General features: G+C 39.7%; 11 protein-coding genes and 1 tRNA gene. 7 read left to right on the top strand and 5 right to left on the bottom strand.

The genetic code is table 11. The annotated features are described in order from the left end of the window. The 4 genes from ABVT42_RS18805 to ABVT42_RS18790 form a co-directional block, all read left to right on the top strand. Positions 1-1,027: hypothetical protein (locus ABVT42_RS18805; RefSeq protein ID WP_367024230.1), on the top strand; the 1,027-nt coding region annotated here is incomplete at its 5' end. A gap of 21 nt (positions 1,028-1,048) precedes the next feature. Beyond that, positions 1,049-2,134 (top strand): hypothetical protein, encoded by a 1,086-nt coding sequence (locus ABVT42_RS18800; protein ID WP_367024228.1) that lies wholly within the window; start codon positions 1,049-1,051, stop codon positions 2,132-2,134. Positions 2,135-2,829: 695 nt separating this feature from the next. Further along, on the top strand, positions 2,830-3,345 hold the full coding sequence (locus ABVT42_RS18795) for a hypothetical protein (RefSeq protein WP_367024226.1): 516 nt from the start codon (positions 2,830-2,832) through the stop codon (positions 3,343-3,345). A 601-nt stretch (positions 3,346-3,946) separates the two neighbouring features. Continuing rightward, positions 3,947-4,648 carry a hypothetical protein gene (locus ABVT42_RS18790; protein WP_353897455.1) on the top strand — a complete coding sequence of 234 codons (702 nt, stop codon included), beginning with the start codon at positions 3,947-3,949 and terminating at the stop codon, positions 4,646-4,648. A 168-nt stretch (positions 4,649-4,816) separates the two neighbouring features. Here ABVT42_RS18790 and ABVT42_RS18785 read toward each other — a convergent pair. The 4 genes from ABVT42_RS18785 to ABVT42_RS18770 all read right to left on the bottom strand — a co-directional run bounded on the left by ABVT42_RS18785 (position 4,817) and on the right by ABVT42_RS18770 (position 8,247). Then, a tRNA-Phe gene (locus ABVT42_RS18785) sits at positions 4,817-4,892 on the bottom strand. A 143-nt stretch (positions 4,893-5,035) separates the two neighbouring features. Then, positions 5,036-5,305: an oxidative damage protection protein gene (locus tag ABVT42_RS18780; protein ID WP_417281489.1), complete on the bottom strand. Its 270-nt coding sequence runs from the start codon at positions 5,303-5,305 to the stop codon at positions 5,036-5,038. A 4-nt stretch (positions 5,306-5,309) separates the two neighbouring features. After that, positions 5,310-6,383 carry an A/G-specific adenine glycosylase gene (mutY, locus tag ABVT42_RS18775; protein ID WP_353897454.1) on the bottom strand — a complete coding sequence of 358 codons (1,074 nt, stop codon included), beginning with the start codon at positions 6,381-6,383 and terminating at the stop codon, positions 5,310-5,312. Positions 6,384-6,408: 25 nt separating this feature from the next. After that, entirely contained in the window at positions 6,409-8,247 is a 1,839-nt protein-coding gene (locus ABVT42_RS18770; protein ID WP_353897453.1) for an SLC13 family permease, read from the bottom strand. 247 nt (positions 8,248-8,494) lie between these two features. Between ABVT42_RS18770 and trmB the strand changes: the two genes are divergently transcribed. Continuing rightward, entirely contained in the window at positions 8,495-9,187 is a 693-nt protein-coding gene (gene trmB, locus ABVT42_RS18765) for a tRNA (guanosine(46)-N7)-methyltransferase TrmB (RefSeq protein WP_353897452.1), read from the top strand. Positions 9,188-9,525: 338 nt separating this feature from the next. After that, complete coding sequence (glpE, locus tag ABVT42_RS18760; RefSeq protein ID WP_353897457.1) at positions 9,526-9,846, top strand: thiosulfate sulfurtransferase GlpE; 321 nt, start codon at positions 9,526-9,528, stop codon at positions 9,844-9,846. Between the two features lie 13 nt (positions 9,847-9,859). Here the strand turns inward: glpE and elbB are convergent, their stop codons facing one another. After that, positions 9,860-10,510 (bottom strand): isoprenoid biosynthesis glyoxalase ElbB, encoded by a 651-nt coding sequence (elbB, locus tag ABVT42_RS18755; protein WP_353897451.1) that lies wholly within the window; start codon positions 10,508-10,510, stop codon positions 9,860-9,862. A 283-nt stretch (positions 10,511-10,793) separates the two neighbouring features. Between elbB and tkt the strand changes: the two genes are divergently transcribed. Next, entirely contained in the window at positions 10,794-12,791 is a 1,998-nt protein-coding gene (tkt, locus tag ABVT42_RS18750) for a transketolase (protein WP_353897450.1), read from the top strand. Positions 12,792-12,893 lie beyond the last annotated feature (102 nt).

The raw sequence follows: 12,893 nt of genomic DNA, 5'->3' as shown, positions 1-12,893 counted from the left end.
GGGTTTTGACCACATGGAGCGTGCCACGCATATTTTAGAAGGTTATTATTTTCATTTTCGTCTGAATAAGTTTGGCTCTGGCGGGATTTTTATTGATGATATTTTGTATTTGGGCGTTGATGCGAATCGGCAGACTAATGTGAAATCGAAAAATGGATTTTATTTGGTAGAGAAGGATGGCAATGATTGGAAAACTAAGAATTATAATGAAAAGAAAAATCATCAAATTTCGACTAATCACCTCTTTGTTTCAGACAGTGAAGAGGCCAATATAGTAGATATAGTTAGAACATCAGGCGAATTTATGGAAGATATTTTCAAAGCTAACGCACCTTCTAAATTTACGCTGTGTTATTTCGAAAAAAACATGCTGCAAAAACTCAATTGGTTTACCCCAGCAGCCCGATTTAAATTCCTCCGAAAAGACAATCATCATAAGAGTGTGACTTATTTAGCCAGCCATATTGCCAGTTTACCCAAATCTCAAGAAACGCATCTGGTTGCCAGTAAAAATGGCTGTTTCTATTTACGCGATGCCTTATATCGTGTGCCTAAACAGGAAATGCGCAATTTGCGCGTGTGTATGGTTAATCCGCGCTTTTCAATGCTATCAATGGCAAATCGATTAAAAGAATCAAACATTCAGTATAAAGATTTTGGCTATGTTTTAACGGCAACCGATTATCAGTCCCGATTACGAGGTTTTAATGCGAATAATCAAAAGCCGCTTATGGGGCAGTATGCCGATGTGGATGACAGAAAGCTAGAAAAAGAAAGCGCCAATACTGCGATACAAGTGGTTCTTGGTGGGGTATCGTTGATTGCAATTTCTAACCCCAGTACAATAAGTCGGCCTGGACTAGCATTAGCCACAGCCGGAACGGCAATGGCAGGTCGAGTATTATATAAAATGGGGCTCAACTGGCTTGCCAGAGATTATTTGCGCTCACATCCAACTGCGAGTCTGGCTGAAATTAGAAAAGAAGCACAACTTCAATTGTTTTCTATTTTTAACCATTTTAAGTAATTTATTGCAATATTGTGTTCTATGTCGAATCATTTATCTAAAAATAATACGGAGAATACGACAGGTTTAAATCGTATTCACTGGAAACCCAAAATCTCGCTGCTAGTCGGTGGGATTGTGGGATTTTATTTAGCTAATGGCAGTGATTGGTGGGTTTTAGTTATCACTGTGGTGGTGTGTTTTTTAGTCTGTCAGGTGCTAATGAACATTTTATATAATCAATTTACTGATGAATTCCGAAATGCCAATCATCAATTTGCAATGAAGCAATTTGAACAGGAAGCGTTTAAAGGGATGAAGCGATGCTGGATAGCTTTTATTGAGCGGCGTAAAGATTTAAAAGATTATGATAACGACCCTTATAAAACTCGGCCAATTAAAATTGCTAGTGGCAAAACTGTCGCATTAAACCTATCAGGTCATCATATTGTCTTTAAAGATAGTTTAATTGTTAATCCCCGCGCCTATAAAAATTCAGGCCCCAATATTGATATCTACTCTAATACGGTTTTTGAGAGGTATTGTCGTTCGATTTATGTGAATAGCTGGTATGTTAAAAGTTTTAACAAAAAGGACAAGTCACTAGGTCAAATTGAAGTAAATATCAAAACTTATTGGCGTCCATATAAAGACTCGCCACTTAATTTTATTAACTTAAATCAATTTACGGAAGAACTAATTGAAAACTTTTATAATCTTACTAGTGAAAGTGAAGAAAATATTTATTCATCATTAGAGGATAGTTATAAAGTTGTAAAAACAAGCCCAGTGATGTGGTTAATAAAAGATATCTATAGATATAGTTATTTACTAGAGAGAAGGTATCAAACAGTTTTAAGTGATCAGGTTGTATTGAGTATTGCTTTTATTCGTTACACAGATTTCCCATTATATTCAAGAGAAATAAATGAATATGACATGATAGAAAACTGGAATCAAGCCGAAAAAGCCTTTATGGAGAATTTTGAAATTGAGCTAACGGAAGAATTTCTCTCATTTCAAAAAGAATTTTGGCAGACCTATGAGGGAAAAGTTTATGAGGGATTTGATGAGGTTGTGATTGGTGTGAAAGCAGGTGAAACGCCACCGCCGCGTTTGCCTTTGTAGTACATTGACTAAATTATAGAATATTCATTACTATTTAATTCTTATACCTTGGACAATTTAAAACCCATTCACTGGAAACCCAAAATCTCGCTGCTAGTCGGTGGGATTGTGGGATTTTATTTGGCTAATGGCAGTGATTGGTGGGTTTTAGTTGTCACTGTGGTGGGGTGTTTTTTAGTCTGTCAGGTGCTAATGAACATTTTATATAATCAATTTACTGATGAATTCAGGAACGCCAATCATCAATTTGCAATGAAGCAATTTGAACAGGAAGCGTTTAAAGGGATGAAGCGACGCTGGATAGCTTTTATTGAGCGGCGTAAAGATTTAAAAGATTATGATAACGACCCTTATAAAACTCGGCCGATTAAAATTGCCAGTGGCAAAACTGTCGCATTAAACCTATCAGGTCATCACATTGCCTTTAAAGATAGTTTAATTNAAAAGATTATGATAACGACCCTTATAAAACTCGGCCGATTAAAATTGCCAGTGGCAAAACTGTCGCATTAAACCTATCAGGTCATCACATTGCCTTTAAAGATAGTTTAATTGTTAATCCCAGCGCCTATAAAAATTCAGGCCCCAATATTGATATCTACTCTAATACGGTTTTTGAAAGGTATTGTCGCTTAATTTATGCAAATAGTTGGTACATCAAAAAAGTTCAAAATGAAGATGATTCATTAGGGCAAATGGAATTTAGTATTAAAACCTTTTGGCGTCCTGTTAAAAATTCACCATTAACATTTGAAGCCTTGAATCTATTTTCTGAACAGTTAATAGAGACGGGCTATAAAATCAAGTCCGAAAATGAAAAAAGAGCTCTTTCACTATTAGAAGAAAAATACAAAGTTATTAGTGTTAATTCAATTTGTTGGCTTGTAAAGGATGTTTACAAATTTAGCAATTTAAAGTACCGTATTTATCAAGCAGTCTTGAATGACAAGACAGCATTAAATATAGAGTTCACTCGGTGGACAAATCCACCTTTTGGTTCGAGTGAACTTGGTGACTGTGACATGATAGAAAACTGGAATCAAGCCGAAAAAGCCTTTATGGAAAATTTTGAAATTGAGCTAACGGAAGAATTTCTCTCATTTCAAAAAGAATTTTGGCAGACCTATGAGGGAAAAATTTATGAGGGATTTGATGAGGTTGTGATTGGTGTGAAAGCAGGTGAAACGCCACCGCCGCGTTTGCCTTTGTAGGATGAATGTTAATTTGTTCAAATTATTAGTGCTATTTGATTGATGTTTTTCCTTTCGAATTAGCTTTAAAATAAACGTATTTATATTAGGGGCTTTGTTCCTTGTTAAAAATAACAATAAAAAAGATTGTCACTAGTTTTTAATCTCTAAAAGAGAATGTTTTTAGCTAAAGTTATTCGTACAGCAAACTTCTTAGGTTATAAAAAATCTTAAGCAAATTTTTTGCACTCATAGATACAGTTTATTTGAACCTGGTTGCATTTAAAATTAAATTATCAGGTACCATGCACTTCATTATCTTTAGTCACCAAACAGCCATATTAACTTTCAAAGAATCATTGGTGAACACTGCGTCATAAAATGCAGTATTTATACGTTTATAATAGATAAGATTTTATCAATTTAACGATACGTTTTTATCAGGCATTTTCTCAGAATAATTGCGCGTTCTTAAGGTAATGGATTTAGAGGTAAATGAGTGGCTGAACCTAATGATAAAAAAGTTATATGATTAATTTTTCAATATTACTCAAGGTTTATTTTGAGTAACTAATTAATGGCAAGTTATTAGCCTCCTACATAATACATAAGGGGAATTTTAATGTTGGATACTTTGGCGAACAAGCTGATGATAAAAGGCAGTTTTTATGGTTTATGCTTGTTAATTTATTCAACATCACCTTGCGCTGATGATATGGAATACACAACCGTTTTGACCTATAAAACAAAATATTTAGCTAAAATCGGTGCAACGGTTGATACTAATGTTTTTCAACCTTACTTTGAAGCGAAATCAAAAAGTGGCTTTTACAGTTCTTTGTGGTTGAACATTCCGCTTGAACACGGTAATCCTAACAAGTCTATCGAAGTTGAGCCAAGCATCGGGTATATATCACACTTCGAGGGTTGGACCTTGAACACTTCTCTTACTTTATTTGATATTGAAAATCCTGACACATTGGATTTTGATGGAGATATGATAGGCTCAAAAATTAGAGTTGAGAACTCAATGATGTACTTTGAAGTATTGCATTATACCGCAGATGACAATAACAATGGATTGCTTTCAGAAATAGGAACGGAATTAAAGTTTTTCGAAAAAGAAAAAATATTTGTGAACTTGAGTTATGTTGATGGACCGTTGCACTTTAAGCCTATCATTTTTTCAAAGGTAAAATTAGTCAGGCCAATTGATAACTCGAACTTTAGCTTTTCGTTAGAGTTACTTAATGTTATAGATAAAAAAAGCTCTCAAGATGTTAGAAAGGATGGCGTTTCACTCGGGATAAGTTATGCTTTTTAGGTTTTGGTGGGTAGGGTTTATTTTTAAGCGTTATTTTTGGCAGGTTATCTGCCAGCTTTGATTGTTTTGTAGGCACTTAGTGATCATGTCAGCTTATGTGTTTACACAAAAAAGACTGGCATAAAAAAAGCCTAACTATTTCTAGTCAGGCTTTTTTCAACGAATCAATGGTGGCCCGGGACAGAATTGAACTGTCGACACAAGGATTTTCAGTCCTCTGCTCTACCAACTGAGCTACCAGGCCATAATGCTTACTAAAGTAACTTGTTTAAGTAAGTTAAACTTTACACACCAAAGTGATTTTCAATACTGTGAAATGGCATCACCTCGGGAGCGCGCTATTAAACTAGGATTAGGATTTAAAGTCAAGCATCTAATTAAAAAAAATTATTTTTCGGGTGGCACGTAACCTTCGATTTTGTCGTAATCACCACCAAATAAGAATTTCTCCATTTCTCCGGTTAAATAAGCTCGTGCTTCAGGGTTTGCCAGACTAAGCTGTTTTTCGTTAATCAGCATGGTTTGATGGCCAATCCAGAGCTTCCAGGCTTCGGCAGATATATTGTTTAAAATTCGCTCGCCTAACTCACCTGGGACGGGAGCAAAGCTTAGCGGCTCGGCTTCTTTTTGTAGCTTTTGGCAAAATATCATTTGCATTATCTCACTCGTTTATTTGAAAGTACCGAAATAGAAATTTTTTAATTGGCGTTGGCAACGCCAGTCTTTTTAATTCGTTGATATTATGCCATTTTTGCTGGCTGGTTTCCTCAATTGTCCAACCATTTGCCGATTGACCTGTTGGCACCTTAGGCGCGGTATAGACTTGGGCGTGTAAATGAAAATGAGTAAAAGTATGCTTGATTTCATCGATAAGGTTTTCACACATTGTGTCATCGCTTTGAGGCTTAACTGAGTCGATGGATGATGGTTGAGAAAATTGTGGGAGTGTCCATAGCCCTCCCCAAATGCCAGTTGGTGGCCTTTTAACCAATAAAACTTGCTGACGTGGATTAATCTGCAAATACATTTTTGCTTGCTTGGTAGGAATCGTTTTCTTTGGCTTTTTATGAGGATACTCGGCTGTTTTTCCATGAATGTAAGCCAGACAATCGATGGCTAGTGGACATTGCTCACATTGTGGTTTGCTCCGGCTACAAAAGCTGGCACCCAAATCCATCATGGCTTGATTAAAGTTTGCGGTGTTTTCCTGTGGCGTATAACGACTTGTTAAGTCCCATAAATGCTTATTCACGGCTGATTGACCGTACCATCCATCAACCATAAATACACGCGCCAAGACCCTCTTAACATTGCCGTCCAAAATAGGTGTTGGCCGGTTCATTGCCAGTGACAATATAGCGCCAGCCGTCGAACGGCCAATGCCCGGGAGAGACTCCATTTGTGCCAGTGTTTTTGGGAAACGCCCGTTGAACTCTGTCATGACTTTTTGTGCACATTGGTGCAGGTTTCTTGCTCTAGAGTAATAGCCTAAACCTTGCCAATGATGAAGGACATCATCTAGTGGCGCATTAGCCAGTGCTTTAATGGTTGGGAAACTGCGCATAAACTTTTGGTAATAAGGAATTACAGTCTTCACCTGAGTTTGTTGCAACATGACTTCCGAAACCCATACTCGATAGGCTGTTGGATTCTTTTGCCAGGGTAAATCTTTGCGACCGTGAGTTTGATAAAAGGCTAAAATTTTTGCAGCAAATGATTCTGGCGTTATTAACATGCTCAAGTTCGATCTAAATCACAGATTAAAAAATGTCGTAATAGAAAGGAATAAAAATAGACAGTGTCAGCCAAAGCGTTAGCGCCAGCGGAATGCCAATGCGCATAAAGTCTTTAAACTGATAGCCACCCGCATTCATAATTAACAAGTTGGTTTTATAGGCCATCGGTGTTGCATAACTAAAGTTAGCACCAAACAAAACGGCAATAACAAATGGCTCTGCGGGGAGGCCCAATTGACTGGCAACACTAATCGCAATGGGTGTACCAATGACCGCCGCGGCATTGTTTGAAACAATGTTGGTTAAAACTGCGAGCAATAACATCAGCGCACTTAAAATAATCGGCGGTGGTAGCCCTTGGGTAAAAAATAGAAACAGTTGCGCTAGATAATCTGCACCGCCGGTTTTCATTAATGCTTCACCCAGTGCCAGACTGGCGACAACAATCAAAATAACCTGCGTGTTCAATGCGCGGCTGGCGTCGCTCCAGTTAATGCAACGAGTGGTTAGTAAAGCCATGACACCGAGCAATGCACTGATAGCTATGGGTAGTATGCCAAAGGCTGCCAAACCAATCACCAGGCCCATAATAAATAAAGCCAATGGGGCTTTGTTGGTGTGGGGCAAATCCGTGGTTGCATCTAAAACGAGTAAGTCGCCTTTTTTCTTGATTTCGGCAATTTTGTCGCGCGAACCTTGAACCAGTAATATGTCACCCACATGCAATGAAACGCTGCCAAGTTTTTTATACAGATCAATTTCTTTACCTTCACGGTGCAGGGCGATGGCAACCATTTGGTATTGATCAATAAAACGAATATTTTTTAGGGTTGAACCCGCCAGTGGCGACCCAGGCACAATAATAACTTCAGCTAATTGTTGATCTTCTGCAATCAGAGGGTGAGTTTCATCGACTTGGTGTTTACCCACAAACAACTGCGCACCTATAATTTTTTCATAGTCTTTTAAGTTTTCTGCAGTATCAGAAACGCGAATTCGATCGCCTGCCTGCATAACAACATCGGGCATTGGCATGATGCGAATATCTGAAGAGGAACCAAAGCGTTGAATTCGTTCTGCCTTTAAAGAGCCGTTAGTTGCATCAATTAATTCGGCAAGGGTTTTGCCAACGCCAAATCCTTTTTCATTGAGCGTTAAGTGAGCGGTAAATAAACGCGGTGCGGAGCTTTCAAGAATAGAGTCGCGTGGCGGCAGTAATTTGGGGGCAATTAACCATAAATAGATAATGGCTACAACGCCTGCTACGGTCGCTGGAATGGCAAAATCGAATACACCGAGTTTGCGCATACCTTGTTCAGCCGCTACTGCGACCACCAGCAGATTGGTTGAAGTACCAATAGTGGTTGACATGCCACCGACTAAAGTCGCAAATCCCATTGGCATAAGCATACCGGAAGGGGATGTATTATTCCTCATCGATACGCTGATCAAAATGGGAATTAGTAAAACTACAATTGGTGTATTGTTCATAAATGCAGAAAGTACAGCGGCAACCAGTAGCGTGACCAGCAGTGAAAGCTGAGGATTCGACTTCCATAAGCGCCCCAGCATTCGGCCAACCGGCTCTAAAGCACCGGTTCTTACCAGACCTTGTCCGGCAATCATCAGTGCACAAACTGCAACCAATGCTTCATGTCCAAAACCATAAAAAAAGTGGATAGATTCCAGATGTCTGCCATCGGGCTGAATGTATGGAAATATCTCAAAAATGACAGTAACCAGAATGAGTACCGCTAGACAGCTGGACTCCAGTTTAATATCTTCCCGCCGGAATAAATACAGCGCAGCTATTGTTAAAAACAGCATGGCTAAAGCATGATAGTTGGGAATGGCTGGGAACATAGTGTTCAGAAATGAATTATTGTCAGATGTATTAGTTTGTCAGATTAAACTAAAACTAACACTTTTTTGAAAATGATCAATAGTTTTATTGGTATGCCTATTTTGTAGTCTAAAACATTTAAGCCGAATCTGGCGCTGGTTAGTCATTTCAAGAATAATGAGGTTTTTTATTAAAAAATCTTATTTTTACCCACTGATAGCCTTGTTTGTCGTGAGACTGATATAATTTAGGACTGTTTAAGATTAAGTGAGCGAAATTGTGCAAGAGTCTCATCGAAAAGTTCGTAGTTTTGTTCGGCGAGAAGGACGAATGACCGCTGGTCAGACTTTGGCCTATGAGTCAATGATGCCTGATTACGGCATCACCTATAGTCAACAGGTTTTAAATCTGACCGAATTGTTTGGTAACAGCAATCCGGTAACGCTGGAAATTGGTTTCGGTATGGGGGCTTCGCTTGCTGAGCAGGCTGCCAACTACCCACACTTTAATTTTATTGGTATCGAAGTGCATCGGCCTGGGGTGGGGTCTTTGTTGGCGCGCATGAAGGAACGAGAGTTAACTAACATTCGGGTAATCAGCCATGATGCCATCGATGTGTTACAACATATGATTCCGCTAAACAGTTTGAGCAAACTACAGTTGTTTTTTCCTGATCCGTGGCATAAAACTCGCCATCACAAACGGCGTATTGTTAAAGATGAGTTTGTCACACAGGTTCGTAATAAGCTTTTGTCTGGCGGTATTCTTCATATGGCAACTGATTGGGAAAATTATGCTCAGCACATGTTAAAAGTGATGCAACAAGTCAGCGGTTGGGAAAATCTATCTTCTACCAACGATTTTGTTCCAAAACCTGAGGACAGGCCTGTGACCAAATTTCAGCAGCGTGGTGAACGTTTGGGACATGGCGTTTGGGACTTAATGTTTAAAAAATGTTGATGGTAGAAGCGGGTTAATAATGGAAAGTGCTACTGCTTGAATTTCGCTAGCATAAGTGCTTAAAAATTTTTACCTTTGCTGATTGTAAACCGATAAAAGCATCCCCATTGACAAACAAATTGACCGCCTGTCTGGTCACAAGCGGCTTACTTGGGCTTCGCAATCCGGCGGTAATAAAGTCCAGTCATAAACTTGAACGTATGGTTAAATTTATTTTATTTGACCGGTGACGCATAACTGTCATGACTGTTTTTCTATAATGATGGTATGCAAATAATCTGTTGAATAGCGTATATTGTTTTCGTTGTTTAATGGTTTGTATTTCAATTCTATTTAGGATGCTATCTGTGTTTAAGCGAATTTCTGTTGATGAAGCAGCAACGCTAATTGAAGAACAACAAGCGTTGGTTGTTGATATTCGGGATGTGAATACTTTTGCTAATGGTCATATCAATCAAGCCATTCGAGTCGATAACGATAATCTGCGCCAGTTTTTAGATAGCAATGACAAATCGAGACCACTTGTGGTGTGTTGTTATCATGGGAATTCCAGTCAGTCTGCTGCGCAAATGTTTTTTGAACAGGGCTTCACTCAAAGTTATAGTATGGATGGCGGAATGTGTGAATGGGTCATTAAGCACCCGGTTGTAAGCTCTTAATCAAGCGGGTTTGCTAACAAAGTTCTAATACTTTTTTTACCAGTTTTCTAATACCACTGGCTGCTTCTGAAATATTATTGGCAAGCATATAGGCTGGCGTTGAAACGACATGATATTTTTGATCGACCACAAAATTGTTGACCGGACACTGAATATGTATGCCGCCCATCGTTTCAATGGCTGTCGCAGTTTGAGGGTCATTGCCAATCGTTAATTGGACCGCCTCGCCATAAATTTTGGGTATCAAAGCGGGCGAAATACAAATAAAGCCCATCGGTTTTTTGTTGGCAACAAAAGTTTGAGTTGCTTTTAACACACTGGGTTCGATGTGACAGTTTGCTCCGGCCAAAGCAAAGTTGCTCAGATTTTTAGCAACACCAAAGCCGCCAGGAAATATCATCGCATCAAAAAATGAGGGTCTGAATTCATCGAGTGACTTGATATTCCCACGGCAAATTCTGGCTGATTCAATCAAAACATTTCTTGAACCGGGCATTTCTTCGCCGGTCAAATGATTAATGGTGTGGTGTTGATTGATATCTGGTGCAAAACATTGGTAATTGGCACCCTGTTCTTCAAGAGCCAGCAGGGTGATGACACTTTCATAAATTTCAGACCCATCATAAACGCCACATCCCGAAAGAATTACCGCTACGTTGGCCATAGTTACCTCGTCTTATTTATTTAATGATAATGAGTATCTGCTAATTGTTAATTCGCACAATTACGCGCCAATTTGCTTTAAGACTAGGTTGTGATAAAGGCGAAATCAATACTCGATTATTGAATATCTCGGTAAAATTTTTTGAAAATCGGTAATTTGGACTATTTTTTGTTCATGATTTAGGCGATTTCCCTGTAAATGGTTTGATCATGAGGCGTTCGTTTGAGAAAATACGCACCGTCAAAATTCCCGCTTACTTTAGAACCTCGACTTAGGAGTCTATATGTCATCTCGATTTCAGTTAGCGAACGCTATACGGGCGTTAAGTATGGATGCTGTACAAAAAGCCAAATCAGGGCATCCTGGCGCGCCAATGGGTATGGCCGATATCGCTCAAGTACTTTGGTGTGACCATTTACGGCATAACCCCAGTAACCCCGAGTGGGTCAATCGAGATCGATTTGTTTTATCAAACGGCCACGGCTCAATGCTGATTTATTCACTCCTTCATCTAACCGGGTATACCTTAAATATTGATGATTTAAAAGCTTTTAGACAGTTACATTCAAAAACACCGGGACATCCTGAATTTGGTTATACACCTGGCGTTGAAACGACAACTGGTCCATTAGGACAAGGTCTCGCCAATGCCGTTGGTATGGCAATTGCCGAAAAATCATTGGCGGCACAGTTCAACCGCCCAGGATATGATGTGATTGATCACCATACTTATGTTTTTCTGGGTGACGGTTGCTTAATGGAGGGAATCTCCCATGAGGTCTGTTCATTGGCTGGTACTTTGGGATTAGGCAAGTTAATTGCTTTTTATGATGATAACGGTATCTCGATTGATGGTGAAGTTGAAGGGTGGTTCACCGATGACACCGGTAAGCGTTTTAGAGCCTATGGCTGGCATGTAATTGGTGATGTTGATGGACATGACCCCGAAGCGATTCAGCAGGCTATTGAGCTGGCAAAAGCAGAAACTGCTCGTCCAACCATGATTTGTTGTAAAACGACCATTGGATTTGGCTCACCTAATAAAGCCGGTAAAGAAGATTGCCACGGCGCACCGCTTGGCAATGATGAAATTGAGCTAGTGCGCAAAGAGCTTAACTGGCCACATCCACCGTTTGAAATTCCAGAAGAAATTATGCAAGCCTGGGATGCTAGAGAAAATGGTAGCAAATTGGAGTCCGAATGGAATGATACTTTTATTGCTTATCGCGAGGTTTACCCTGAACTTGCGGCTGAGTTAACTCGCCGTTTGAGTAATCGTATCAGTGGTGACTTTGAAAGTGCTGCAAAAGCCTATATCGCAAAAACCCAAGAAGCTGCTGAAGGAATTGCAACACGTAAAGCCTCACAAAATGCGATAGAAGCGTTTGCGCCATTTTTACCTGAATTTATTGGTGGTTCTGCCGATTTGGCTGGTTCAAACCTGACTAAATGGCGTGATTGCAAAGCGATAACGGCCGAACAAGCCGATGGTAACTATTTATATTACGGGGTTCGTGAATTTGGCATGTGCGCCATCATGAATGGAATTAAACTACACGGCGGCTTTATTCCATTTGGCGGGACCTTTCTAATGTTTATGGAATATGCACGTAATGCCGTGCGTATGGCGGCCCTGATGAAACAGCAGGTCATTTATGTGTTCACACATGATTCAATTGGACTTGGTGAAGATGGTCCTACGCATCAGCCTGTTGAGCAACTGACTGCATTGCGTTCAACACCTAATATGGTTAACTGGCGACCTTGTGATGCCACCGAAACTGCGGTTGCCTGGAAAAGTGCGATTGAGCACCAAGATGGCCCAAGCGCATTAATCTTAACCAGACAAGGATTACCCACGCAACCTCGTACCAAAGAGCAACTTGCAATGATTGCTAAAGGCGGTTATGTGTTGGCCGATTGTGAAGGCAAGCCCGATTTGATCATCATCGCTACCGGTTCAGAAGTTCAATTGGCAGTACAAGCAAAAGAGCAAATCAGTAATCGAAAAATTCGCGTAGTTTCTATGCCAAGTTGTGAAGTCTTTGAAAAACAAAGCAATGATTACAAAGAGTCTGTTTTACCCGCCGGCGTGACTAAACGAATGGCCATTGAAGCTGCCTATGGTGACTTCTGGTATAAGTATGTCGGGTTAAATGGGGTTATCGTATCAATGAATCAGTTTGGTGAGTCGGCCCCAGCCGGGGAGTTATTAAAAGAATTTGGTTTCGATATTGAAAATGTCGTCGAAAAGGCACAATCACTATTTGTGTCGGAATAAATTTTGTGTCGGAATAAATTGCGATTTATTCCGGTGCATTGAATTGGCGGATTCAATATTAAAGCTGAGCGCTTTATGTTTTAGTTGCAACCAGCAGTAGCT

It is taken from the genome of Aliikangiella maris (genome assembly GCF_040719265.1).
GTDB lineage: Bacteria > Pseudomonadota > Gammaproteobacteria > Enterobacterales > Kangiellaceae > Aliikangiella > Aliikangiella maris.
Note: the sequence above shows the minus strand (reverse complement) of the source record. Positions and strands in the feature narration are given on the sequence as shown.

Coding starts and splice junctions, on each gene's coding strand:
- elbB (WP_353897451.1), bottom strand. CDS start 10,510: ATGGCCAACGTAGCGGTAATTCTTTCGGGATGTGGCGTTTATGATGGG.
- glpE (WP_353897457.1), top strand. CDS start 9,526: ATGCTATCTGTGTTTAAGCGAATTTCTGTTGATGAAGCAGCAACGCTA.
- ABVT42_RS18790 (WP_353897455.1), top strand. CDS start 3,947: ATGTTGGATACTTTGGCGAACAAGCTGATGATAAAAGGCAGTTTTTAT.
- ABVT42_RS18780 (WP_417281489.1), bottom strand. CDS start 5,305: ATGCAAATGATATTTTGCCAAAAGCTACAAAAAGAAGCCGAGCCGCTA.
- tkt (WP_353897450.1), top strand. CDS start 10,794: ATGTCATCTCGATTTCAGTTAGCGAACGCTATACGGGCGTTAAGTATG.
- ABVT42_RS18770 (WP_353897453.1), bottom strand. CDS start 8,247: ATGTTCCCAGCCATTCCCAACTATCATGCTTTAGCCATGCTGTTTTTA.
- mutY (WP_353897454.1), bottom strand. CDS start 6,383: ATGTTAATAACGCCAGAATCATTTGCTGCAAAAATTTTAGCCTTTTAT.
- ABVT42_RS18800 (WP_367024228.1), top strand. CDS start 1,049: ATGTCGAATCATTTATCTAAAAATAATACGGAGAATACGACAGGTTTA.
- ABVT42_RS18795 (WP_367024226.1), top strand. CDS start 2,830: ATGGAATTTAGTATTAAAACCTTTTGGCGTCCTGTTAAAAATTCACCA.